22 protein-coding genes are annotated in these 23,138 nt (G+C 51.7%); 13 read left to right on the top strand and 9 right to left on the bottom strand.

The window, feature by feature from the left end; genetic code table 11:
• The first annotated feature begins 242 nt into the window (after positions 1 to 242).
• The 11 genes from nrdD to EKM91_RS08005 all read left to right on the top strand — a co-directional run bounded on the left by nrdD (position 243) and on the right by EKM91_RS08005 (position 11,864).
• Positions 243 to 2,429 carry an anaerobic ribonucleoside-triphosphate reductase gene (gene nrdD / locus EKM91_RS08055; RefSeq protein ID WP_125752456.1) on the top strand — a complete coding sequence of 729 codons (2,187 nt, stop codon included), beginning with the start codon at positions 243 to 245 and terminating at the stop codon, positions 2,427 to 2,429.
• Positions 2,430 to 2,588: 159 nt separating this feature from the next.
• Positions 2,589 to 4,352: a DNA helicase RecQ gene (gene recQ / locus EKM91_RS08050; RefSeq protein ID WP_125752453.1), complete on the top strand. Its 1,764-nt coding sequence runs from the start codon at positions 2,589 to 2,591 to the stop codon at positions 4,350 to 4,352.
• Between the two features lie 68 nt (positions 4,353 to 4,420).
• Complete coding sequence (gene cysS, locus EKM91_RS08045; RefSeq protein ID WP_125752450.1) at positions 4,421 to 5,827, top strand: cysteine--tRNA ligase; 1,407 nt, start codon at positions 4,421 to 4,423, stop codon at positions 5,825 to 5,827.
• Positions 5,824 to 6,243, top strand: a complete 420-nt coding sequence (locus EKM91_RS08040) for a Mini-ribonuclease 3 (RefSeq protein WP_125752447.1) — start codon at positions 5,824 to 5,826, stop codon at positions 6,241 to 6,243. Before cysS ends, EKM91_RS08040 begins: the two co-directional genes overlap by 4 nt.
• The gene (gene rlmB, locus EKM91_RS08035) at positions 6,221 to 7,099 is read left to right on the top strand and encodes a 23S rRNA (guanosine(2251)-2'-O)-methyltransferase RlmB (RefSeq protein ID WP_125752443.1); all 879 of its coding nucleotides are present in this window, start codon (positions 6,221 to 6,223) and stop codon (positions 7,097 to 7,099) included. Before EKM91_RS08040 ends, rlmB begins: the two co-directional genes overlap by 23 nt.
• Position 7,100: 1 nt before the next feature.
• The gene (locus EKM91_RS08030; RefSeq protein ID WP_125752440.1) at positions 7,101 to 7,640 is read left to right on the top strand and encodes an NYN domain-containing protein; all 540 of its coding nucleotides are present in this window, start codon (positions 7,101 to 7,103) and stop codon (positions 7,638 to 7,640) included.
• A gap of 120 nt (positions 7,641 to 7,760) precedes the next feature.
• Positions 7,761 to 8,207, top strand: a complete 447-nt coding sequence (locus EKM91_RS08025; protein WP_125752437.1) for a CopY/TcrY family copper transport repressor — start codon at positions 7,761 to 7,763, stop codon at positions 8,205 to 8,207.
• Positions 8,204 to 8,575: a cupredoxin domain-containing protein gene (locus tag EKM91_RS08020; protein WP_125752434.1), complete on the top strand. Its 372-nt coding sequence runs from the start codon at positions 8,204 to 8,206 to the stop codon at positions 8,573 to 8,575. Before EKM91_RS08025 ends, EKM91_RS08020 begins: the two co-directional genes overlap by 4 nt.
• Positions 8,576 to 8,612: 37 nt before the next feature.
• Positions 8,613 to 8,885: a cupredoxin domain-containing protein gene (locus EKM91_RS08015; RefSeq protein WP_125752431.1), complete on the top strand. Its 273-nt coding sequence runs from the start codon at positions 8,613 to 8,615 to the stop codon at positions 8,883 to 8,885.
• Positions 8,885 to 10,810 carry a copper-translocating P-type ATPase gene (locus tag EKM91_RS08010; protein WP_125752428.1) on the top strand — a complete coding sequence of 642 codons (1,926 nt, stop codon included), beginning with the start codon at positions 8,885 to 8,887 and terminating at the stop codon, positions 10,808 to 10,810. Before EKM91_RS08015 ends, EKM91_RS08010 begins: the two co-directional genes overlap by 1 nt.
• Positions 10,811 to 10,994: 184 nt before the next feature.
• Positions 10,995 to 11,864, top strand: coding sequence for a DegV family protein (locus EKM91_RS08005; RefSeq protein ID WP_125752425.1), 870 nt, complete (start codon positions 10,995 to 10,997; stop codon positions 11,862 to 11,864).
• Between the two features lie 85 nt (positions 11,865 to 11,949).
• Here the strand turns inward: EKM91_RS08005 and EKM91_RS08000 are convergent, their stop codons facing one another.
• The 5 genes from EKM91_RS08000 to EKM91_RS07980 are packed head-to-tail and all read right to left on the bottom strand — an operon-like array spanning position 11,950 to position 17,127.
• Positions 11,950 to 12,906, bottom strand: coding sequence for an aliphatic sulfonate ABC transporter substrate-binding protein (locus tag EKM91_RS08000; RefSeq protein WP_125752422.1), 957 nt, complete (start codon positions 12,904 to 12,906; stop codon positions 11,950 to 11,952).
• The gene (locus tag EKM91_RS07995) at positions 12,903 to 14,435 is read right to left on the bottom strand and encodes an AMP-binding protein (RefSeq protein WP_125752419.1); all 1,533 of its coding nucleotides are present in this window, start codon (positions 14,433 to 14,435) and stop codon (positions 12,903 to 12,905) included. Before EKM91_RS07995 ends, EKM91_RS08000 begins: the two co-directional genes overlap by 4 nt.
• A complete protein-coding gene (locus EKM91_RS07990) occupies positions 14,392 to 15,555 on the bottom strand; it encodes an acyltransferase (protein ID WP_274379979.1) in 1,164 nt (387 codons plus the stop codon). The genes EKM91_RS07995 and EKM91_RS07990 overlap by 44 nt, the downstream gene beginning before the upstream one ends.
• A gap of 53 nt (positions 15,556 to 15,608) precedes the next feature.
• On the bottom strand, positions 15,609 to 16,319 hold the full coding sequence (locus tag EKM91_RS07985; RefSeq protein ID WP_125752416.1) for an ABC transporter ATP-binding protein: 711 nt from the start codon (positions 16,317 to 16,319) through the stop codon (positions 15,609 to 15,611).
• A 1-nt stretch (position 16,320) separates the two neighbouring features.
• Positions 16,321 to 17,127 (bottom strand): ABC transporter permease subunit, encoded by an 807-nt coding sequence (locus tag EKM91_RS07980; RefSeq protein WP_125752413.1) that lies wholly within the window; start codon positions 17,125 to 17,127, stop codon positions 16,321 to 16,323.
• Positions 17,128 to 17,340: 213 nt separating this feature from the next.
• Here EKM91_RS07980 and EKM91_RS07975 point away from each other — a divergent pair, with 213 nt between their 5' ends.
• The gene (locus EKM91_RS07975) at positions 17,341 to 17,880 is read left to right on the top strand and encodes a sigma-70 family RNA polymerase sigma factor (protein WP_125752410.1); all 540 of its coding nucleotides are present in this window, start codon (positions 17,341 to 17,343) and stop codon (positions 17,878 to 17,880) included.
• A 52-nt stretch (positions 17,881 to 17,932) separates the two neighbouring features.
• On the opposite strand, the gene EKM91_RS07970 is transcribed toward EKM91_RS07975, so the two are convergent.
• The 4 genes from EKM91_RS07970 to EKM91_RS07955 all read right to left on the bottom strand — a co-directional run bounded on the left by EKM91_RS07970 (position 17,933) and on the right by EKM91_RS07955 (position 21,894).
• Positions 17,933 to 18,913 carry a polyprenyl synthetase family protein gene (locus EKM91_RS07970; protein ID WP_125752406.1) on the bottom strand — a complete coding sequence of 327 codons (981 nt, stop codon included), beginning with the start codon at positions 18,911 to 18,913 and terminating at the stop codon, positions 17,933 to 17,935.
• Complete coding sequence (locus EKM91_RS07965; protein WP_125752403.1) at positions 18,910 to 19,461, bottom strand: Gx transporter family protein; 552 nt, start codon at positions 19,459 to 19,461, stop codon at positions 18,910 to 18,912. Before EKM91_RS07965 ends, EKM91_RS07970 begins: the two co-directional genes overlap by 4 nt.
• Positions 19,458 to 19,886, bottom strand: a complete 429-nt coding sequence (locus EKM91_RS07960; protein WP_125752401.1) for a NusG domain II-containing protein — start codon at positions 19,884 to 19,886, stop codon at positions 19,458 to 19,460. Before EKM91_RS07960 ends, EKM91_RS07965 begins: the two co-directional genes overlap by 4 nt.
• Positions 19,887 to 19,980: 94 nt before the next feature.
• Positions 19,981 to 21,894: an NAD(P)/FAD-dependent oxidoreductase gene (locus EKM91_RS07955; RefSeq protein ID WP_125752398.1), complete on the bottom strand. Its 1,914-nt coding sequence runs from the start codon at positions 21,892 to 21,894 to the stop codon at positions 19,981 to 19,983.
• A 296-nt stretch (positions 21,895 to 22,190) separates the two neighbouring features.
• Here EKM91_RS07955 and pplA point away from each other — a divergent pair, with 296 nt between their 5' ends.
• Entirely contained in the window at positions 22,191 to 23,111 is a 921-nt protein-coding gene (gene pplA / locus EKM91_RS07950) for an extracellular electron transfer flavoprotein PplA (RefSeq protein WP_125752395.1), read from the top strand.
• Positions 23,112 to 23,138 lie beyond the last annotated feature (27 nt).

Genomic DNA, 23,138 nt, shown 5'->3' with positions numbered 1-23,138 from the left:
TGGGGGGATGTGATTACCTTAAGTGTAGCGTAATCGGCGCTGCATGGGGGAAAGATGGCGCAAAATCGGCCTTAAGGCGGAGATGATAGCTGGCAACATGTTATACCATATCTAGAATGGAAAATCAGGAATTTTATATTTTCACACCACATATAGTCCCTCATCATGGTATGATAGATACATCATCTTGTTGCCAAAGCGCCACCTTGGCGGACAACAATACGTTAAAGGAGATCCAGGATATGATCGACATTAAAGTCAAAATCAAATTAAGAAAGCGCGACGGCCGCATCGTCGACTTCGATCAAAGTAAGATCACCCGGGCCATCACCAAAGCGGCGGTATCCGTCGACCCGGTTTTGTCCCCAACGGACTATCGGGTGATCGAAGGTATTTCTGATGATGCAGTGGCTACGATCACTGACCGCTTCGACAAAGACGTCCGCATCGCGGAGGTGCAAAGTGTCGTTGAAGAGGCGCTTTTGAATGCGCATAAATATGACTGGGGCAAGGCGTACACCGACTATCGGATGCAGCGCGATATCGAGCGCGCCAAGAAAGCCGACGTGAACTACAACGTGCAAAAGCTGATCGATCGCGATTCTTCGGTGGTGCATGAAAACGCCAATAAGGACTCGCGCGTTTTCTCCACCCAACGTGATTTGACTGCCGGTGCCGTAGCCAAAGCCATGGGGCTGCAAATGCTGCCGCCGGCTGTGGCCAATGCCCATTTGCGCGGGGACATTCATTGGCATGACCTGGATTACACCCCGTTTATGGCAGAGACGAACTGTTGCTTGATCGACTTTAAGGAAATGCTCAATCACGGGTTTGTGATCGGTAATGCTGAAGTTGAACCGGCTAACTCGATCCAAGTCGCCGTCACCCAAATGACCCAGATCATCGCCAACGTCGCCAGCTCCCAATATGGCGGCTGCTCCAGTGATCGCACGGATGAAGTCTTAGCGCCATTTGCCGAGAAAAATTATCAAAAGCATTTAGTCGAAGCCGCTGAATTAACGGATGACGCGGATAAACAAGCCGCTTATGCGAAGCGCCGGACGCAAAAAGATATTCTTGATGCTTTACAAACCTTGGAATATCAAGTGAATACCTTGTACTCCACCCAAGGCCAAACGCCTTTTGTGACGGTTGGGTTTGGGCTAGGCACCAGCTGGATCGAACGCGAGATCCAAAAAGACATTTTGAAGATCCGCATCGGCGGGTTAGGCAAGGAAAAGCGCACGGCGATTTTCCCGAAGCTCGTGTTTACCTTAAAGCGCGGCTTGAACTTAAATCCGCAAGATCCTAATTACGATATCAAAGAATTAGCAGTGGAATGTGCGACTAAGCGCATGTATCCAGACGTGCTGTCTTATGACAAGATCGTTGAATTGACCGGCAGTTTCAAGGCACCGATGGGCTGTCGCAGCTTCTTGCAAGGCTGGAAGGATCCGGCAACCGGCAAAGAGGTCAATGCCGGCCGGATGAACCTCGGTGTGATCACGCTGAACCTGCCGCGGATCGCGATGGAATCTAAAGGCGACAAGAAGCAGTTTTGGGCGATCCTTGAACAACGCCTGGCGATTTGTGAGCAAGGGTTAGTGTACAAAGTCGAACGCGCCAAAGAAGCGACGCCAGAATCGGCGCCGATCTTATATAAATATGGGGCCTTTGGCAAGCGCTTGGCCGATGACCAAAAAGTGGATGAAGTCTTCAAAAACTCGCGTGCCACAGTTTCTTTGGGGTATATCGGGTTGTATGAAGTTGGGACCGTCTTTTATGGCAGCGAATGGGAAAAAGATCCTGACGCCAAGCAGTTTACCATCGACGTGGTCAAAGACTTATATGATCATTGTGTCGAGTGGGAAAAAGCATATGGCTATCACTTCTCGGTTTACTCCACTCCTTCTGAATCATTGACGGATACCTTCGCTCGTGCTGATAAGAAGCGTTTCGGCGTGGTCAAAGATATTACCGATAAAGATTACTATACGAATTCCTTCCACTACGATGTGCGCAAGCAGCCGACGCCTTTTGAGAAGCTTGATTTTGAAAAAGACTACCCGAAGTATTGTTCTGGCGGCTTCATTCATTATTGCGAATATCCGAACCTGAAGCAAAACCCTAAGGCGCTTGAAACCGTCTGGGACTATGCTTATGATCGAGTCGGGTACTTAGGCACCAACACCCCGATCGATCAATGCTTTGAATGTGGGTTCAAAGGCGAATTCAAAGCCACTGAAAAAGGCTATGAATGCCCACAATGCGGCAATCACAACCCAGACACGTGTGATGTGGTCAAGCGGTTGTGCGGCTACTTAGGCAACCCGAACAAGCGGCCAATGGTCCATGGGCGTCAAGAAGAGATCATCCACCGCAAGAAGCACATGAGTTTAGGCAACGACCACTTGGCCGGCCAAGCTTAACCGATTAAATCAAAGTTTTTCCTCAAGCACCTTTGAGGCACAACGCGCAGTTGTGTGTCAAAGGTGCTTGTGTTTTGCGCGGCGCCAAGCGCGTTGGCGAAATCTGTACAGTGATCACGATCACAGGTAGAATAGTAGGATAGAAACGAGGGAGTACACATGGCCAACGCGCAAGCATTAGCAATCTTGAAAGATAAATTTGGGTATCCGGCCTTTCGTCCTGGTCAAGATCGCGCCATCGACCAAGTGATCGCTGGGGAGAATACTTTAGTCGTCATGCCGACTGGCGGCGGCAAGTCATTATGCTATCAGATCCCCGCGTTAGTGCTGCCGGGGTTGACGTTAGTGGTATCACCGCTGATCGCTTTGATGAAAGACCAAGTGGACGCGTTGAATGAAAATGGGATCTCGGCGACCTTCATCAATAGTTCATTGACCTATCAAGAAGCCGAACACCGCTTGGCAATGGCGGCACGCGATGAGGTCAAGTTATTGTATGTAGCCCCGGAACGGTTAGACATGCCTCAGTTTCAAGCGGAATTGGCGGCGTTGAACATCAGCTTGATGGCAGTGGATGAAGCCCATTGTATTTCGCAATGGGGCCATGATTTTCGGCCGAGCTATCTTAATTTGCAAGCGGTGGCGGCCAATTTGCCCTCGCATCCAACCGTGGTCGCTTTAACCGCCACTGCGACAACGCGGGTGGCGGCAGATATTTGTGCGCGGCTGGGGATCGATCCTAAGCAAATGGTCAATACCGGTTTTGCCCGCGAAAATTTGCGCTTTAACGTGGTGCGCGATCAAGATAAGGACCTGTATTTGCGCGAATACTTGAAACTTAATGCGGATCAAAGCGGGATCATCTACGCATCCACGCGCAAGGAAGTGGAGCGCTTGTACAACTTGTTGACCCATCAACATTTACCAGTGACCAAATATCACGCCGGGTTAAGTGAAACTGAGCGCGCCCAAAATCAAGAAGATTTCTTATTTGATCGCAAGCCGATCATGATCGCGACCAATGCTTTTGGCATGGGGATCGATAAGTCTAACGTCCGCTTTGTGATCCACGCGCAAGTGCCTGGAGACTTGGAGTCGTATTACCAAGAAGCCGGCCGGGCCGGTCGCGACGGTTTGCCTTCTGAGGCGATCTTATTGTTTGCGCCGCAGGATTTGCAGATCCGGCATTATTTTATTGATCAATCCGACGGCGATGACGATTATAAGCAGCGCGAATACTTGAAGCTGCAAACCATGCAGCAATATGCCAACACCGGGGATTGCTTGCAGCAGTATATTTTGCGGTATTTTGGTGAAAAAAGTGCCCCTTGCGGCCGCTGTTCGAATTGTTTGGACCACCGCGAGCTTGTGGATGTCACCCAAGACGCGCAAAAAGTCTTGTCGTGTGTCGTGCGGATGCATTCGCGCTTTGGCAAAGCCTTGGTGGCACAAGTGCTTGCTGGGGCGAATAATCAACGGATCCGCGAGCTGCATTTGCAAAGCCTGTCGACTTATGGGTTGATGGCCAGCCAGCGGCAAAAAGACATTACCGGCTTCATCGACTTTTTGACAGCCAGCGGCTTTTTGATGGCCAACGGCGGTCAATATCCGACGCTTGCGGTGACGGCCAGCGGTGCTGCCGTATTGCGCGGACAGCAGCAAGTGCAGCGCAAAATGGCGGCTAAAGCCAAAGCCACCTTGGCCATCGATGATGACTTGTTCCAACAGCTGCGCAGTTTGCGGCGCGACTTGGCCGAAGACGCTGGGGTGCCGCCTTATGTGATCTTTTCTGATCAAACGTTGAAACAATTAGCTGCCGACAAACCGCAAGATCGTTTAGGGATGTTGGCCGTCAAAGGCATCGGCCAAAATAAATTAGATAAGTACGGCGAGGCCTTTTTGGCGTTATTACGCGAGAACTAGCTTTATTGCGACGGGATTATTCGGTATGATAGGCACGAGACTCTTTTTGCAGAAAGGAGCATCTGCTGATGCTGCAACTATATAACACGCTCACACGGCGCAAGGAAGTGTTTAAGCCGCTGGTTCCTGGTAAGGTGCGCATGTATGTTTGTGGACCCACTGTATATAACTACATTCATATCGGCAATGCGCGCAGTGCGATCGCTTTTGATACAATCCGCCGGTATTTTGAATACCGCGGCTACCAAGTCGATTACGTCATGAATTTTACGGATGTCGATGATAAGATCATCAAGGCGGCCCAAGCAGAACATGTGGCCCCGCTTGATCTGGCGCAACGCTATATTGATGCGTTTATGGCTGATACGAAAGCCATTGGCATCCAACCGGCAACGGCCAACCCGCGCGCCAGTACCATGATCCCAGAGATCATTGCGTTTATTCAAGCTTTGATCACCAAAGGCTTCGCTTATGCCGTAGATGGGGACGTTTATTATCGCGTGCGCAAATTCCCGCATTATGGTGAATTGGCCCACAAAAATATTGATGAACTCGAACAAGGTGCCAGCCAGCATACCGCTGATGCGGAAACGGCGCGCAAAGAAGATCCGGTCGATTTTGCCTTATGGAAAGGCGCCAAACCCGGTGAGATCTCTTGGGAATCACCTTGGGGGGCAGGGCGGCCTGGGTGGCACATCGAATGCTCAGTGATGGCCACCACGATTTTAGGCGATACCATTGATATCCATGCTGGCGGGCAAGACTTGGAATTTCCGCATCATACGAATGAAATCGCCCAATCTGAAGCGAAGACTGGCAAGAAGTTTGCCAATTATTGGCTGCACAACGGGTTTGTGACCATTGGCGAAGACGACCAGAAGATGAGCAAGTCTTTGGGCAACTTCATCACGGTGCATGATATCTTGAAAACCGTCGAGCCCATGGTCTTGCGCTTTTTGATGGCAGGGACCCAATATCGCCGGCCGATCCGGTATTCAGAAACCGGCTTGCAAGAAGCCGCTCGTAATTTAGAAAAGCTGCACAATGCCGATACCAATGCGGCTTATCGGCTCAAAGACGCTCAAGCGGGCGTCGATGCAGCCATCACCCAGCAAGTCGAGGATAAAAAAGCCCAATTTATTGCGGCGATGGATGATGATTTTAACGTGCAAAATGGCTTGGCAGTCGTTTATGACTTGGCCAAGTTGATGAACGAGTATGCCGCTGAAAAAACGGTGGCGGCTGACAGTTTGACCTTATTGCGCACGACGTTAAGCGATTGGCTGGCAATTTTCGGGGTGCATTTTGCAGCCAGCGGCTTACTGGATGCGCAAGTTGATGACTTGATCAAACAGCGCGATGCGGCGCGCGCCGCCAAGGATTTTGCCAAAAGTGACCAGATCAGAGATGACTTGGCACAACAAGGCATTCTTTTGGAAGATACGCCGCAAGGAACGAGGTGGCGCCGCAAATGACCGACGCAAAACAACTTAACGGGATCGCATTAGCCTATTTAGGGGATGCAGTGTATGAAGTCTATGTCCGCCAGCACTTGCTGGCGCGCGGCCTAGTCCGCCCGGCACAATTACAAAAAGTCGCGAAGTCTTTCGTTTCAGCTAAAGCCCAAGCGGCTTTGATCGCCGGCATGGAAGCACAAGCCTTGCTGAGTGATGACGAATGGGATTATTTCAGACGCGGACGCAATGCCAAAAGCTATACCCACGCCAAGCACACTGACGTGGTCACTTATCGTATCTCGACGGGATTTGAGGCCTTGTTCGGCTATTTGCAATTAACCGGCCAAAAGGCGCGAATCGATGAATTAGCAGCGTGGTGTATCGACTACGTTGAAGCAGGAGGAACCGGCCATGGTCAAATCACAACCAAATAAGCGCAAGCCGCGCTCAGGTAAGTTCCATCGCGATCCCACGCAAAAAGCGGCGCGTGATGAACGCTACGAGCGTGCACAGCAAGCCGATCGCCGTCAGCACCAGCCTGAAGAATCAGAGGCGGCGGATGCTGAGTTTGTCTTTGGCCGCCACGCGGTCGAAGAAGCACTCAAAGTGGGTTCGGCGGCGAATATCAACAAGTTATTCGTGCAAAGCGAACTCAAAAGCGATCAAGTGCACGCGATCGTCAAAGCGGCCCAAAGCAAGAAGATCTTGGTCAGCCAAGTGCCTAAGGCGAAGCTGGATCTTTTGACCGATGGCGGCAATCACCAAGGGGTCATGTTGGCGATGAGCCCCTATGCTTATGCCACGATCGCCGACTTATTCGATCATGCCCAAGGCCACGACCCGTTTTTTGTCGTGTTGGACAACTTAGAAGATCCGCATAACTTAGGTTCGATCTTGCGGACCGCCGATGCTATTGGCGTTGACGGGCTGATCATCCCCAAACACCGGGCAGTCGGCTTGACGTCGACGGTAGCCAAAGTGTCGACTGGCGCCATTGAGCATGTGCCGGTGGCGCGCGTCACCAATTTGGCCAACGCGATCCGCGACTTGAAAGACCGCGGCGTGTGGGTGTTTGGGACCGCTATGGATGGCCAAGATTTCCGGCAATGGGATGCGCATGGGCCGATCGCTTTGGTGATCGGCAATGAAGGCAAAGGCATCAGCCCAGGCGTTGCCAAGCTGATGGATGCCACGGTGACCATTCCCATGGTTGGTCATGTGCAAAGCCTGAATGCCAGCGTTGCTGCCGGGATCTTAATGTATCAGGCCTTTTCTAGTCGAGGCCAATAAGATGCGCCGGCATATTTTGATCGTCGACGCCTATAATGTTATCGGCAATTGGCCGGATCTGGCCAAACTCAAGGCGGATGACAAGCTGGATGCCGCTCGCGACCGGCTGCTGCAAGTCTTAGCAGAATACCGGGCCCATGAAAAAGCCGAGATGATCGTGGTGTTTGATGCCATGTATGTACCAGGCATCGGGCAAAAATATGACCAATGGGATATGCAGATCGTTTGGACGAATGAAGATCAAACTGCGGATTCGTATATCGAAGCGTTAGCGGAACAAAACAATTCGCCTTTGGTGCAATTAACAGTCGTCACCAGCGATCAAGCAGAACAATGGACCGTCTTTTCTCGCGGGGCGCTGCGGATCTCATCGCGTGATTTTTTACGCGAAGTCCAACGCTCGCATCGCGAATTCACCAGCTCGACTGATCCGTTCATCATGCGCCAAGCGCGGCGCAATGTCCCTTGGCGCCCAGAACAAAAAGCGCAGCTGGACGCGTTGCGGCGGCAATTGGAAAAAAAGCATCGCCATCATCACTAAACCACTAGCGGCAGCCAACCATCAGGCGGCCGTTTTTTTTGCCTATTTCGTTGACAAATGTAGATGGTAAGCTTATGCTGTATTTGTGAGTTACAAACGTAAACGAAAGGACGTGACGCTATGGCGATCGCGACGGAAATGTCGCCAGCCGAATGGGAAGTGATGCGGGTGATCTGGACCAAAAAGCAAGCCGCCAGCACGGAGATCATCACCGTGTTGCAAGGCAAGCGTGATTGGTCGGAATCAACGATCAAGACCTTGTTGCGCCGGCTGGTGCAAAAGCAGATCTTGACGACCACTGCGGCAGGGCGCAAGTTTGTCTATCATCCGCAAGTGAGTGAAAAAGCCGCCATGGCGCAAACCGCGAGCGAATTGTTTGATCATCTGTGCGCGATGAAAAAAGGCGGGGTGTTGCTGGACTTGCTGGCCCAAACGACGCTGAGTCAAGCCGATATCAAGCAGATGCAGGCGGTGTTGGCGCAAAAATTACCGACGGCGCCAGAACATGTGGCTTGCAATTGCTTAGGAGACGCCGATAGTTGTGAAGGAGCGTGTGCAGAAAAATGAGTCAAATTATCGTTGTGATCGCTGGGTTGTTGGTCATTGGGTTTATCGCGTGGTGGTTTTTCGGCAAGCACGCCGTGGCCACAGTTGAAGCCCAAGTCGAAGATCAAACCCAAACAGTTGATGTCAAAGTACTAGGGGGCTATTCCCCAGAACGAGTCGTTTTAAAACAAGGCGTGCCGGCGGTGCTGAATTTTACCCGTGAAGATCCGTCAAGCTGTTTGGATCGCGTGGTCTTTCCAGATTTTGGGATCAATCAGCCGCTGCCTAAAGGGGAAACCGAAGCCATCAAAATCGATACCTCTAAGCCTGGTGAATATACTTGGGCTTGCGGCATGGACATGTTCCACGGGCAATTAGTGATCGAATGAGCGCCCATCACGTTTGATCAATCAGGAGGAAATCATTATGAGTGAAGCTGTACAAAAAGTGAATGTTACCGTTGCTGGCGGCTATCAGCCTGCCGTCGTCAATTTGCGCCAAGGGATTCCCGCTGAAATCACCTTTACCCGGACCAGCGATGCCGGATGTTTAGACGTGGTGCATTCAAAAGACTTTGATTTTGAAACCGAATTGCCCTTGGATCAACCGCAAACGGTGACCATCGATACCGCCAAGGCTGGGGAATTTGGCTTTAGTTGCGGGATGGACATGTTCCATGGCAAGGTGGTGATCAGTTAATGTCAATCACGAAGCGGTTTTGGGTGTCTTTGCTCTTGTCGCTGCCAATGTTATTAGAAATGGTCCTCAAGCCGTTTGGGTGGATGCTGCCTGGCGGGCATTGGACGATGTTGATTTTGACGTCGATCATCATGGCCACTTCTGCGCGGCCATTTTGGCAAAGTGCTTGGGCGAGTTTTAAAAAGCATCATGCCAATATGGATACCTTAGTGGCGATCGGTACGGCGACAGCTTATTTGTATAGTATTTACGCGATGGCAACGCAGCAGCCGGTGTTTTTTGAAAGTGCCGCGATCGTGACTTGCTTTGTGCTGCTGGGGCAAGTGTTTGAAGAACGCATGCGCAACAACGCGTCTAACGCGGTATCCAAGTTGGTCGATCTGCAAGCCAAAGACGCCGTGGTCTTGCGCGACGGCCAACCCCAAAGGTTGCCGATCGACCAAATCGTGGTCGGCGATTTGATCCAAGTCAAGCCTGGTGAAAAAATCGCGGTTGATGGCGTGATCACTGCAGGGCATTCAACGATCGATGAGTCGATGGTCACTGGCGAAAGCATGCCAGTGGAGAAACAAAGCGGCGATCACGTGATCGGGGCCACGATCAATACTACCGGCGCTTTGACCTTCAAGGCTGAAAAAGTAGGCGCCGACACGATGTTAGCGCAAATCGTCGAATTGGTGAAAAAGGCGCAAACCAGTCATGCACCGATCCAAAAGCTCACCGACAAAGTCTCAGATATTTTTGTGCCTGTCGTGTTGATGTTAGCCATTGTCACATTTATGGTGTGGTATTCGTTTTTAGGCGCGAGTCTGGCCAGTGCCTTGATCTTCGCGGTTTCAGTAGTCGTGATCGCTTGCCCATGTGCGTTAGGTTTGGCAACGCCAACCGCTTTGATGGTCGGCACTGGCCGCAGCGCGAAAATGGGGATCTTGATCAAAAATGGTGAAGTCCTTGAAGCTGTCAATGATGTCCAAACCGTGGTGTTTGATAAAACCGGTACCATTACCAATGGCCAGCCGGTGGTCACCGACATCATCGGGGATGACACGCAGGTATTGACCATCAGCGCCGCACTAGAGGCGGCCAGCGAGCATCCATTGGCGGCAGCGATCATGCAAAAAGCGCAAACAGCTGGGATCAAAGTGCCTGCTGCTCAAGAATTTCAAGCCATCCAAGGCAAAGGTGTCAGCGCCGCGATCAATGGCAGCACGGCTTTTGTCGGCAATGACAAGCTCTTAGCCGGCGTCACGATTACTCAGGCTTTGCAGCAGCAAGCAGCAGCCTTGCAAGCCCAAGCCAAAACCGTTGTTTATGTTGGCGAAAACCAGCAGGTGATCGGCTTGATCGCGATCCAAGATACCCCTAAAGCCACCTCGCAAGCGGCAATCGCGGCATTAAAGGCGCGCGGCTTGCATACGGTGATGCTGACAGGGGACAATCGCCGCGTGGCAGAAGCAATCGCCGCTGCAGTCGGGATCGATGCAGTGATCGCTGATGTCTTGCCAGAAGATAAAGCCGCACAGGTACAAAAATTGCAGGAAAATGGCAAGGTGGCATTTGTGGGCGATGGGATCAATGACGCGCCGGCGTTGACGGTTGCCGATGTGGGGATCGCGATGGGGTCTGGTACCGATATCGCGATCGAATCCGGCGGGATCGTGTTGGTCAAAAATGATCTGCGCGATGTTGATCGGGCCTTGGCCTTGAGCAAGAAAACCTTCAATCGGATCAAGCTGAATCTGTTTTGGGCGTTTATTTATAACGTGTTAGGGATCCCTGTGGCCGCTGGCGTCTTTTTTGCCGCTGGGGTGACGTTGAGCCCAGAACTGGCTGGTTTGGCGATGGCCTTTAGTTCTTTGTCTGTGGTCACCAGCTCAGTGTTATTGAACCGCGCAAAACTGGAAACGAATGTGGCGATGGCATAAGTCGCCAGGGGGTAAGGCCGCATTGGGACTTGCCCTTTTTTGCTTGCTCGGCGAGATGACCCAGCCTACTGGCGCAGCAAGCTTCAGCGCTGCAAGGAGCACGCCGTATGTCGGTCGGCGAATTTGTGTTTTTTCGTAATCAGTGTAGAATTTCCATATATGTCTTAAACTCAAGGAGAATATCATGTTTCAACTACTGACCGATTCCGCTTGTGATCTACCGTACCAAACTTTGCGCGATGCAGGGGTCGACTTCGTTTCGATGCACGTTGACGTGAATGGGGTCGAACACATCGATGATCTCGGGGAAACCTTTGCGGTCGCTGATTTGTATACCCAAATTGCCAATGGCGTCATGCCCACCACTGCCCAAGTCAATGTCGGCCAGTTCGTCGACTTTTTTACCCCTTATGTGAAAGCCAAGACGCCCATTTTGTACTTGGGTTTTTCTTCTGGGTTGAGTGGGACGTTTGATTCGGCGACGCAGGCTAAGGCGATCTTGTTGGAAGATTATCCGGATGCTGATATTCGCTTGGTCGATTCGTTAGCTGCCAGTGCCGGTTTGGGCTTGATGGTGTTAGATGCGATCGCCCAGCAAAAAGCCGGTACCAGCCGCGATGACTTAGCGGATTGGCTAGAGGCCAATCGCTTGCGGTACCGGCAATGGTTTACCGTTGATGATTTGAACTATTTGTATCATGGCGGCCGCTTATCCAAGACCAGTGCGGCGTTAGGGACGATGCTGCATATTAAGCCGGTCATGGATGTCGATGTCGCCGGGCATCTGCGCGTGGTCAAAAAAGCCCGTTCGCGCCAAAAGTCCTTGTTTGCCTTGGCTGATGAAACCATTGCCGCGTTAGCCGCAGAGCCAACGCATCAAGTGATCATCGCCACCACCCAAGCCCCAGAAGCCGCCGCCACCGTGCAGGAGCGCATCCATGCGACTTATCCGCAAACGCCGATCCGCATCGAAGCCATCGGCGCCGCGATCGCTGCGCATACCGGCTTAGGCTGTGTCGCCGTTTTTTCATTAGATGCATCACCGCGCACGTAATTAGCGTAAACGATGCGCGCACCAAAAAAGATCATGACCCGCGTCATGATCTTTTTTGGTGCGCCAGCAACAGCCTGAAGAGGGGTTATTGGAGCGTGGCGGATTCAACGTTGACCTTTTTGCTGATCAGCCCTTGGGCATAAAAGACATCGGCAATGGTTTGTTGTTCTTTTAAGATGCTGGTGGTGACTTTGCCCATCGAGTAATCACGCCGCTGGACCATGCGCAACACGATGCTCTTTTTAAGCTTGAGCATCTTCACCAACATATCGGTCAGTGCCGTTTTATGCGTGTTGGCCCAATCCATATCGTCAGCCAAGTATTGGACTAATAGCTTGGAAACCTGCTGGTGTTTGGCGGCATATTGTTTAGACGAGATCAGGAAGTCGCGATTTTTAGCCAAGCCGGTATCATCCACTAACAGCTTTGCATTGGCATTGACTTCGGCTGTTGACGTGTACGGATCCCAAGTGGCCCAAGCGTCGACAGTGCCTTTAGCAAAAGCGACCGCTGCGGCGCTTTGGTCCATTGAGACTAATTTGACATCGCTGGTGGTCAAGCCGGCTTTTTTTAAGGCTTGAATGATCATGAACTGCGCTGATGTGCCTTTGGTGTAGGCAATCGTCTTGCCTTTGAGGTCAGCGACGGAAGCAATTTGACTGTTTTTTTTCACTTCGATACCAGAGCCTTTGACCTTGTCAGCGCCTGCGGCAATATAGACAAAGTCCATGCCGTTAGCTTGGGCGGTCACCGGCGGCACATCGCCTAAGCGGGCATAGTCGATGTCGCCAGCTTTCAAGGCAGTGGTTAAGGCGGTGCCATCTTGGAATTCTTTGAAGACGACTTGGTAGCCTTGTTTTTTCATTTTCTTAGCTAATTCGCCGCGCGCCCGTGAGATATCCACGGGATCGGCTTTTTGATAACCAATAGTGACGGTGGTGAGCTTTTGGGCGGCGGTTTCATGGGTTTGCGAATAGCCAAACCAGCCGGCAGCTGCGATGATAGCGATCAGTAATGTGATCAGCAGGCGTTTTTTCTTCATGCGTTTGCTCCTATTGCGAGTAGTTGATCGCGCAGTTGCGCGCGTAAGATCTTGCCAGTGGGGTTGCGCGGAAATTCGCGAATGAATTCGACTTGCGTTGGGGTTTCAAATTTGGCGAGCTGGGCTTGACCGTAAGCCAGCAGTTGTTGGGCTTGAGCGGCTTGGTTCAACCCAGGGGTGGTGGAAACCACCACGGCAGTGACCGCTTCGCCGTAAAGTGGGTCAGGCATGCCGATGACGGCCAGTTGTTCAATGAACGGCAAGGCGCTCAACACCGATTCGACATGGGCCGGGGCGACTTTTTCACCGCCGCGCGAAATGATCTCTTTTTTGCGGCCTTTAACAAACAAGTAGCCATCTTCATCGAAGTAGCCAAGATCGCCAGTTAAAAACCAGCCGGCTTTAAATGACTCAGGGTTGGCATCATCCAGGTAATGGGTGATCACATGGTCGCCGCGGATCGCGATCTCGCCTAAAACCCCTGGAGCAGCGGTAAATTGGTCGGCCACGACGAGCTTGACTTCAGTGCCATAAGGCAAGCCGGCTGATCCGATCTTAGGCGCGTCATGGGGGTTGGTGGTGCATTGGCTGGCAGATTCGGTCATGCCATACCCTTCGATCACCAAGGTATGAAAACGCGCCTGAAACGCCTGCAGGCGCTCTTTTGGCAAGGCAAACGAACTGGAGCGCACAAAGCGCAGGGCGATTTTAGCCTGCAGCCGCCCATAAGCGGCGTTGGCTTGTTCGTTGAGCAATAAGAAGCTGATGATCGTTGGGACTACGCTGACCCAAGTGACGTGATTGGCCTGGACTTGAGGCCAAAACTGTGAGGCCGAAAACTGCGGCGTAATCACGATGCGCGCGTTGGCCACCCGCGAAGACAGCGTCGACATGACTTGCGCGTTGATATGAAACATCGGCATGGTGATCATGGCGGTGTCTTTTGGGGTCATATGATTGGAGGCGGCGTCATGTCTGGCAGCGTTTAATAAGATCCGCTGCGATAAGCCCACTTGCTTGGGCTGGCCGGTGGTGCCAGAAGTATTGAGGATCAAGCCCAGATCGTCTTCTTGCACCGGCGATCGATCGGCGCTGGTGCGCTGATCAAGTTGGGTGCAGTCTTTTACCACGGATAGGGCTGCCGTGTTCAAGTGGAGCGTTTCATGACCAAAATCTGGCGCCGCAAAACCGGCGGCTAATTCAGGCGTCAACAACAGCATGGGGTAGTGCTGCTCGTGATCAGCGGCGATCAATTCGGGGATAGGCGTCGTGGGGCTGATCGGATGAACGATGATCCCCAGCTCCCACGCGGCTTGATTGATCACCAAAAAGGCAGCCGAGTTAGGCAAGCAGACTAAAAGCTGATCACCATGGCCGAGTTTTTGGGTGACAAACAAGGTATGCAAGGCCAAGACATCTTGTTGCAAGTGTTTGCCGGTGAACCAGTCAGGGTAATTGGTGTCTTTGACTAAAGACCGGGTCAGATTATTTTTGAGTTGATTGGACAGTAGTGTGGTAAGTTGCGTCATGAATGACCATTCCTTTCTGACGGTTGAAGAGATGAATTTGCGGACGCCCGATCAAAATACCAAACGGCGCCACCCGATAACAAAACCATGCGATCGCAAAACTGATCGTCAAGACCAAGGCATAACCGATCGGAATCAACAGGAGATAGCCCCAATCCGGCAACTTGGTAAATTGCAGCAGCCAGCTTAACAGCGTCAAGCCAATGGTTTGATCCAGATAGATCCCAAATGACACCTTGGCCCCATTGGCGACTAAGTCCTTGACCCAAGTCGGCAGCGCCAGGCGTTTGCACGCATAAAGCTTGCCGATGCCAAAGACGAAGATGATCATCATGGTGTCATAAACTAACATGTAAGGCTGATGCGGGGAAACTGCAGCGGTATGCGTGAGGCCTAAAACACCGCGATTCCAGAAGTAATAGCCCACTGTGCCTAGGCCCAACGCTAAGGTCCAGCTGCCGATGGCTTTGGCGTGGTGTTTGATGAAAGCCACAAGCGCTTGATAATGCAATGACGTGTACGCGCCAAAAATGAAATAAAACTGGTAGGTGAACACGTTGACGCCATAAGCGGAAAACCACCACAGCCAATGGCTGCGATCCACATGCGGCAAGCCGTATTTGATGGCAAACATTAACGCCAGCTGCAGCCCGAAACTGGTCACTAAAATGGTCAAATGGCGGTTGGGTAATTTTTTAAACAACGCGACCAGCAGCGGAAACAGCACATACAATTGCAAGGTCACCAAGATGTAGTACATGTAGAATTGATCGCCATGTACCAGTGCGCTGAGGTAGGTACCAGAGAAGTTTGCCAGGCTGAACCCAGGGGCGCCAACGATCAAGGCCATGACCATCAAGATGAAGTTCCACAAGACATACGGCCAGCCGGAACCGGCAAAGCGCTTTTTAAAAAACGTTGGCCAGTCGTGGCGCGAATAGTAATTTAATGTCAAAACCAGCCCGGTCATGAACATGAAGCCCATCCGGGTAAAATGGATCGTTAAATGCGTCGCCAACAGCAGCAGATGGGCCCAACCAGTGGCGTCAGTCATGCTTTGGGCAAACGCGGTAGTCGTATGATTCAACAAGACCCCAAAGATGAAGATGATGCGCATCATATCTACTTCGTACAAGTAAGGGCGCTTTTTTTGGATCGCAGTCGTCAAGCTGCTCACCCCCTTGCCGGTGTCGCTGGGTTTAAGATCACCTCTAAGACCCGTTCAGCCACGGTGCCGATCGTGGCCGCATCTTGGCCTTTGGCACCATCGGCTTCGTAGATATTGGTACCGTCTTTGATGACGATCACGCGATCGGCCATGCGGGCCGCTTCTTCGACATCATGGGTGATCAATAACGTGGTCAGCTGTTGGTCGTGGCAGATCTTGGCGATGCTGGCTTGCATTTTGCGGCGCGTTAGGGCATCCAATGCTCCCAGCGGCTCGTCTAACAACAAAAGCTGCGGATCGGCCATCAAGGCTCGGCCTAAGGCGAGCCGCTGTTTTTGCCCGCCGGATAAGGCGCTGGGGTAGCCGTTAGCAAAATCAGCCAAGCCGATTGTGTCAAGCATCGCCAAAGCCCGCGCTTGTTGGGTGGGATCGGAGGATTTGAACGAGAGGTTTTGCACATTGGTCAGCCAAGGCAGCAAGCGGTCGTTTTGAAACATGACGCGCGTCACCATGTCTGATTGGGCGAAGGTGATCTCGCCGCTAGTCGGTGCTTCTAGCTGTGCGATCAAGCGCAAGATCGTGCTTTTGCCGCCGCCAGACATGCCGACTAAGGCGATAAATTCGCCGGGATAAAGGCTGAAATTTACATCATGTAAGGCCATTTTGGCCCCGTATACCTTGCCGATGCGCTCAAGGGTCAATAAAGGTTCACTCATATCAACGACTCCTTTTAACTTGCCAGTCCAGGCAGATTGCTTCTAGCAACTTGGCGATCAGATCTGAGGCTTTCCCTAATAGCGCGTAGATCACGATGCACAAGAGGACAGTTTTCATGTTCATAAACTCTTGGGCGTTGGTGGCCATATAGCCGATCCCAGAGTTGCTGGAAATCGTTTCTGCGACGATCAATGTTGTCCACATCACCCCTAAGGCATAGCGCACGCCGACTAAGATCGTCGGTAACGCGCCGGGGAAGACGATCTTAGTCAACAGCGCTTTTGGCGACAACCCATAGGCTTGGCCCATTTCGATCAATTCCGGGTCGACACTGGTGATGCCGTGGAACGTATTGATGTAGATCGGAAACATCACGCCGACGGTGACTAAGGAGATCTTGGCGGTTTCGCCGATCCCAAATAAGATGATCACCACAGGGATCAAAGACAAATGGGGGATGTTGCGCAACATTTGGATCGTAGAATCAAACAAGCCGCGGGCGGTTTTGGACAGGCCATTGAGCATGCCGAAGAAAAACCCGATGCTTGCGCCTAAGGCAAAACCCATCAAGGCGCGGTAGAGACTGATGCCAAGATTTTTAGGCAATTCTCCGGCACGCCATAAGCTGACCCCATCTTGAAAAACTGACCAAGGCGTCGGGAGTAAGGTAGTCGAGAGCCAATTGAGGCTGCCGGCGACTTGCCATAGCAGTATCAAGGCGATCGGGATCAGCCAAGGCAGCAGTTGTTTGAATTGATAAATGCGGGGTTGTTGGCGCGGTGGCGTTAAGTTCGTCGCGTTATCCATATTGTCATCTCCATTGTTTTTTGCGGCAGCGAGCGGCTGCGTTTCAGTGATGCCTATGTTAGGCAGGCAAACTTAAACCCAACTTAAAATCATGATTTTTTTTGTTCAGCGGTTGTGAAAAGGCTGCTTGCCAAGAAAACAGCGGTTCGCTTGTCAGCGCTTGCTTAAGTGCTAAAATAAGGGCTCTCATGTATTGGCATTTGGGGGAGTGCCATGGAAAAAGAAGCGACGATCCAGCTGGTACAACGCGCCCAAGCAGATTCCGATGCGTTTGCACAGCTGTTTGCCCAGTATCTGCCGTTAGTCAAAAAATTGTTGTACACCTATCATTTACCAAATTATGACCGCGATGATTGGTACCAAGAAGCACGCATTGCGCTGTTGAATGCTGCCAGGCGGTATAACGGCAGCAGCGGGTCGCGCTTTGGGGCCTATTTCCGCTTAGTGTTGAATGCCCATTTGGCGTCGGTCATGCGCTATGCGCTGGCGAAAAAAAGGCGTGGAGATATTGAAACGCTAGTGATCGCAGAGCCAGTCGATCGGCCCAAAGAGCTGCAATTAGGGCAAGAAGTGGAAAACGGCTTGCTGATCGCGATCCAAGTCGAGGAATTATTTCAGTCGTTGTCGTCGCTGGAAGCACAAGCGGTGTTGAATGCCATCGCGCCGCTAGCCCGCTCGGCAGGACAATTAGCCCGCGCGCAAGAACGCGCCAAACGCAAGGTGGTGCAATTTGCATTGGATTTTCACCGCTAAAAAAAACAGGCACTCGCGATTAGTCGCGAGTGCCTGTTTTGTAGGGGTGTCGTTAACTTTTGCGATCAAGCAAGGCCGTGGTCAATTGGATCAAGGTAGCTTTAGCCGGCACGTCTGGTAAGGCGGCTAAGCCGGCTAAGGCGCGCGCCGTATAGGTGCTGGCCATTTGCCGAGCTTGGGCGATGCCTGCGTAGTCTTGCATCAACGCTTGAATGGCGTTGAGGTCAGCATCGGTCATGGCAGCTTGTTTGCTGAGGTAGGGAATGAACGCTTGGCGGTTTTGGCTCATCGCCAGGATCAAGGGGGCAGAATAGACGCCTTGTTTGATGTCTTCATGTACCGGCTTGCCGATCGTATCCGGATCGCTGGTGTAATCCAAGATGTCGTCGAGCAGTTGAAAGGCGATGCCGATATTCATCCCGATTTTTTCGATCTTTTTGGCAAATGCCAGCGGCTGACCGCTTTCAAACGCACCGATGAAGCTGGAAAGGGCAAATAACTGCCCGGTTTTACCAGAAACTTGGTGCAGGTATTGATCGATGTCGATTTGATAGTCATAGCGCGTGCCCATTTGTTCGAGTTCGCCATTGAGCAGCCGTTCCATGCTGGAGCTGTCTTGTTGGACGCTGCGCAAGTCGCTGGCATATTTGGCGATCAACTTGAAACAGACGACAAATAAGTAATCACCAGCGTAAACGGCCACATCTTGGCCGAACTGGGCGCTGATCGTCGGCAAGCCCCGCCGTGTCGGGGAGCGGTCGATAATATCATCATGCACTAAGGTAGCATTGTGTAAGGCTTCCACCGCAGCGGCTAAGGCGATGATCTTTTGACGATCGCGGGTCGGTTGAAATTCTGAAAACAGCAGGCAATAAGCCGGCCGCAACAGCTTCCCACCGGCGCTGATCATGGCCACTAGCGCTTTTGCCACGGCTGTATTTTGAGGGCGGATCTGCGACTCGATCAGATCCAGCGTCGCCGTTAGGTCTTTGGCGAGTTCGGGATAATCCGCCCACATTGGATGGATCTTCATGGCGTACTCCTTTTTTGCCGGTCAAAACGCAGCCGGCGTAACGTATCGATGTGTGCGAATAAAAAGTTGGCGGCGATCCCCACGGCGATTCCAGCCAAGATCCCCATGAAGCTGAGGATCGGCAAGTACAACATCACCGTCCAAGATTGCGCGATCAAACTCGCGATCAACAGCTGGCCGACGTTGTGTAAGATCCCGCCGGCGGCCGAGATACCGATCATACTGACGCGGCGTTCGCCCAGTTGCTTGATCGCCAGCATCCCCGCCCAAGACAACAACGCGCCGGCGCCACTGTACATAAACGTCGAAAGCGTCCCGCCAAGCAGCGTCGTCAAGGTGAGGCGCAGCAGCATCAACAAGAAACTGTCTGGAATGGACATCGTGAACAAAGAAATGATCGTGATCAGGTTGGCCAAGCCCAACTTGGCGCCAGGCGCAAAGGCAAACGGAAACGGGATCATGCGCTCTAACAGCCCAATGATCACCCCTTGTGCGCAAAGTAAGGCAATAAAGATCAATTGACGGGTACGTTCTGGATGATAAGTCATTCTGTCACCATCCCGCCTGTATTGTTGCCTGCTGAGCGGCCGCTGGATTTGATCTCGATCAACAGCTTATGCGGCAAGCAGACGATGGTTTGCCCAGGTTTGGCGATTTGGCCTTTACGCACGCAGACTTGATCGGGACAATCAGCCGAAGCGATCTGGATGTGATCATCAGTGGTCACGATCTCGTTCCAATCGTGACCATCGTGATAACGGAATTTGGTGGTGCCGCGATGCCCGGTCAACCGGATATGATACACGGTTTGACCATCATGGGTGACCACCGCGGTGTAGACGGTGCGCGGGCTGGTTGCGTTGGTACGCGCTTGGGCATGGGCAAAAAACGCATAAGGGATGAAAGATGCCGCCAGCAATGCGATGACGATGATGTAATCGAAGGGGCGAATCATTTTGAAGTAGCGGTGCATGAGACGGTCTCCCTTCGCAAACTGAATAAAAAAGGTTCCGAGGTCATCCTACCCCAGAACCGAACGGCGGACAATGAAAGCCAATGCGGCTGGCTTACTTGACGGTATCTTGACCGTATAGGGACTGCGGTTGTCCGTACCACCACTTACCGAACACTTTTTGCAAGTACGGTACGACCCACTTATCCAGCCCGAAGGCCCGGCCGGAACCGTTCATGACCGCAATGGCCATTGGGATCATCCAAATGTTGACCCAATAAAACATCCCACTAAGGCAAAAGATCAGCGTGAACATCACGGAAACACCACCGCTGACCCAAGTGAACAAGCCGGCAACGAGTGCTAAGCCGATCAAGATCTCGATGATCGTCATCGACTTTTGCATGAAGAAGGCCACTTGCTGGTTGGGGATCAAGACCTTGGTGATCGAATACATCCAGTGCGGCATTTGATCAAAGACCATCATCGGATCTTTACCGTATTGATAAGACAAGGAAAAGACGCTTTTGGCTGCGGTAGTTGCTGTGTCAGCCGCACCGCTGGCAGCTGCACCAGTCGCGGCGCTGGTGGTATCCGCACCGGCAGCAGAAGCGCCGCTGGTAGCCGCCGGCTGCAACCAAGAAAACGGTAAGCGGAGTTTATCGACGAACCAAGATTCCTTGCCGGAAACTTTATAGGCACAATCGACCAGCCACATCGCACCTAAGAAGATCCGCGACGGTACCGCCCATAAGACGTTGCCTTGGCGAGACAGGTGGCCGCGCATCAGATTGCGGTCGTTTTGGGTGCGGAAGAATTCGTGCATTACATATTGGAACAAGTAATAACCTGAGAAGATCTGCACGAAATACAACATGTTGACTAAGTGCTTCATCAACATGGCGAAAAATCCGGAGAGATGGAAGATCCCCATCAAATTAGCGACCCCATAGCGCGAGCCTAAGCTGACCATGAAGCCGGAGTAGCTGGCTTTATAAGCGACATCTGCGGCTTGGCCGTTGATTTGCTTGATGATATTGGATAAGGCCGTTTGGGCACTGGCTTCGGCGCCTTGCACGATTTGCGGTTCACCGCGATCAGAGTTGCCGGCAAAATACGACACATCACCGACGACATAGATCTGGTCATCGTCTTGAGATTGCATCTGGGCGTTGACCGCGATGCGGCCGCCGCGCCCTTGGGTCAATCCAAACTGAGCGGCTTGGTCAGAGGCTTTGACCCCAGCGGTCCAAATCAAGGTCGCAGTCGGGAAGGTGCTGCCGTCTTTAAGGTCAACGTGATCTTCATGGACGCCGACGACACCGGTATTTTTCATCACGGCAATGCCGCGCTTTTGCATATATTTTTCAGCTTTGGCGGCATCGCTGCGATCAAGCATATTCATGATCGTTGGTGCCATTTCCATCAAGCTGAATTTGATCTCTTCAGGATCAAGTTTGTTTTCCTTGGCTAATTGGTCGCGCCAATCACGCAATTCGCCGATCGTTTCTGTCCCGGTAAAGCCAGAGCCGACCACCACGATTGACAAAAGCGCCTGGCGTTTTTTAGGGTCATGTTCAACGGCCCCGCGCCGCACCACATCGGTAATGTGCTGCTTGAGCTGGATGGCTGATTCCCAAGACCCTAAGGTGAAGCCGTGCTCTTTAACGCCAGGGGTGCCAAAATCATTAGGCTCAGAGCCGATCCCTAAGATCACGTAATCATAAGGATAAGCGCCGTGCTTGGTTTTAACCAAGTGCTGATCGCGATCGATCGTGGTGACGGTATCGGTGACCAAGTTGACGTTTTTCCGCCGGCCAAACAGCCGGTGCAAGTCGTATTGGATCGCATCTTCGGCGACCCGATTGGCGGCGATTTCGTGCAGCTCCGTCATATACGTGAAATATGAATGCTTATCGATCAATGTGATCGTGACATCGTTATTGTGCTTTAATTTTCTGGCGAGCTTTTTGGTTGCATACACGCCTGCAAACCCTGCGCCAATGACGACGATATTTTTTTGCGCCATGACAATAACACTCCTCTGTGAATTCTGATCAAATAATGGCTGCGTACAAGGTTCATTATACCTTTTGGACAATCAGTTTGTCCATCATTTCACACGACTCGTTGAATGGTTAGCAAATGCAAGGCGTGACAGGCGTTGAACCCCTGCTTTTTCCCGGAATTGGTCTAGGCATTATCAGCGCCGAAACGCGGGATTTTCCCGGCTTTGTGTTGATTTTTGCACAAATCCTGAGTACACTTGGTTTGTGTGAAATATAACACAAATTTAGGCACTGATTCAAAAAGGGGTACTGACATATGAAAATTGCGAAGACACTGACAGGCGTTTCGATCATTGCATTATCGGCATTGACATTAGCGGCTTGCGGGAGCAATTCAAGCAGTAAAGATTCATCCAGCAGCAAAGCGACCAGCTCCAAAGTCGCTAAAAAATCATCCAGCAGCGCACCAGCAAAGCAAACCGCTGGCGCAGCGTTAAAAGATGGCACCTACAAGCTGGAAGAGCTGGGCTATTCACACGGCTACAAAGTCCAAATGGGCATGACCGTTAAAAATGGCAAGGTCGCAGATACCACTTATGATTACGTCAATAAAGATGGCAAATCGAAGACCACAGATGCCGCTTACGAAAAGCAAATGAAGAAAGTTGCCAAGACCGGTCCTAAGGAATACATCCCTGAATTGAATCAGTCCTTCAAGAAAAACGGCGCTAACACCAATGCGATCGATGTCGTTTCTGGTGCCACTGAGTCGTCTTTGACCTTCAAGAACTATGCACAACAACTGGTACAAGCTGCCCAAGCCGGCAACACGGCCACCATCCAGATCCACAATACCGACAAACTTAAAGACGGCACCTACTCGCTGGCAGAAAAGAATTACTCCCACGGCTATCGCGTGGTCTTTTCGATCGTGGTCAAAAACGGGAAGATCACCGAGTCTAAATACGACAATGTCGATAAAAACGGCAAGTCCAAGACCCAAGATACGGCTTATGAAAAGCAAATGAAGAAAGTCAACAAAGTGGGCCCAGTGGAATATACCAAGGCGCTGAATGATGCCTTAGTCAAGAAACAAAGCCCAGCAGAAGTCGACGTGGTTTCTGGCGCCACCGAGAGTTCCCATGCATTTGTCAGCTATGCTGAACAGCTGATCAATGCTGCGCAAGCCGGCAACACCGCCCAGATCAACGTGGATAACATCGTTTACGCTGAATAAGGCAAAATGCCTTCGACCGGTACCAAT

Origin of the sequence: Lacticaseibacillus baoqingensis, from assembly GCF_003946165.1 — a bacterium.
Classification (GTDB): domain Bacteria; phylum Bacillota; class Bacilli; order Lactobacillales; family Lactobacillaceae; genus Lacticaseibacillus; species Lacticaseibacillus baoqingensis.
This window is presented reverse-complemented; position numbering and strand designations above follow the sequence as displayed.

Excerpts from the sequence above, each read along its gene's own strand:
- EKM91_RS08040 (WP_125752447.1), top strand. The coding sequence starts at position 5,824 with ATGACCGACGCAAAACAACTTAACGGGATCGCATTAGCCTATTTAGGG.
- EKM91_RS08010 (WP_125752428.1), top strand. The coding sequence starts at position 8,885 with ATGTCAATCACGAAGCGGTTTTGGGTGTCTTTGCTCTTGTCGCTGCCA.
- EKM91_RS07965 (WP_125752403.1), bottom strand. The coding sequence starts at position 19,461 with ATGACTTATCATCCAGAACGTACCCGTCAATTGATCTTTATTGCCTTA.
- EKM91_RS08025 (WP_125752437.1), top strand. The coding sequence starts at position 7,761 with ATGGCGATCGCGACGGAAATGTCGCCAGCCGAATGGGAAGTGATGCGG.
- EKM91_RS07995 (WP_125752419.1), bottom strand. The coding sequence starts at position 14,435 with ATGACGCAACTTACCACACTACTGTCCAATCAACTCAAAAATAATCTG.
- EKM91_RS07955 (WP_125752398.1), bottom strand. The coding sequence starts at position 21,894 with ATGGCGCAAAAAAATATCGTCGTCATTGGCGCAGGGTTTGCAGGCGTG.
- pplA (WP_125752395.1), top strand. The coding sequence starts at position 22,191 with ATGAAAATTGCGAAGACACTGACAGGCGTTTCGATCATTGCATTATCG.
- cysS (WP_125752450.1), top strand. The coding sequence starts at position 4,421 with ATGCTGCAACTATATAACACGCTCACACGGCGCAAGGAAGTGTTTAAG.
- EKM91_RS08005 (WP_125752425.1), top strand. The coding sequence starts at position 10,995 with ATGTTTCAACTACTGACCGATTCCGCTTGTGATCTACCGTACCAAACT.
- EKM91_RS08030 (WP_125752440.1), top strand. The coding sequence starts at position 7,101 with ATGCGCCGGCATATTTTGATCGTCGACGCCTATAATGTTATCGGCAAT.
- nrdD (WP_125752456.1), top strand. The coding sequence starts at position 243 with ATGATCGACATTAAAGTCAAAATCAAATTAAGAAAGCGCGACGGCCGC.
- EKM91_RS08015 (WP_125752431.1), top strand. The coding sequence starts at position 8,613 with ATGAGTGAAGCTGTACAAAAAGTGAATGTTACCGTTGCTGGCGGCTAT.
- EKM91_RS07975 (WP_125752410.1), top strand. The coding sequence starts at position 17,341 with ATGGAAAAAGAAGCGACGATCCAGCTGGTACAACGCGCCCAAGCAGAT.
- recQ (WP_125752453.1), top strand. The coding sequence starts at position 2,589 with ATGGCCAACGCGCAAGCATTAGCAATCTTGAAAGATAAATTTGGGTAT.
- EKM91_RS07970 (WP_125752406.1), bottom strand. The coding sequence starts at position 18,913 with ATGAAGATCCATCCAATGTGGGCGGATTATCCCGAACTCGCCAAAGAC.
- EKM91_RS07985 (WP_125752416.1), bottom strand. The coding sequence starts at position 16,319 with ATGAGTGAACCTTTATTGACCCTTGAGCGCATCGGCAAGGTATACGGG.
- EKM91_RS07960 (WP_125752401.1), bottom strand. The coding sequence starts at position 19,886 with ATGCACCGCTACTTCAAAATGATTCGCCCCTTCGATTACATCATCGTC.
- EKM91_RS08000 (WP_125752422.1), bottom strand. The coding sequence starts at position 12,906 with ATGAAGAAAAAACGCCTGCTGATCACATTACTGATCGCTATCATCGCA.
- EKM91_RS08020 (WP_125752434.1), top strand. The coding sequence starts at position 8,204 with ATGAGTCAAATTATCGTTGTGATCGCTGGGTTGTTGGTCATTGGGTTT.
- EKM91_RS07990 (WP_274379979.1), bottom strand. The coding sequence starts at position 15,555 with ATGATGCGCATCATCTTCATCTTTGGGGTCTTGTTGAATCATACGACT.
- rlmB (WP_125752443.1), top strand. The coding sequence starts at position 6,221 with ATGGTCAAATCACAACCAAATAAGCGCAAGCCGCGCTCAGGTAAGTTC.
- EKM91_RS07980 (WP_125752413.1), bottom strand. The coding sequence starts at position 17,127 with ATGGATAACGCGACGAACTTAACGCCACCGCGCCAACAACCCCGCATT.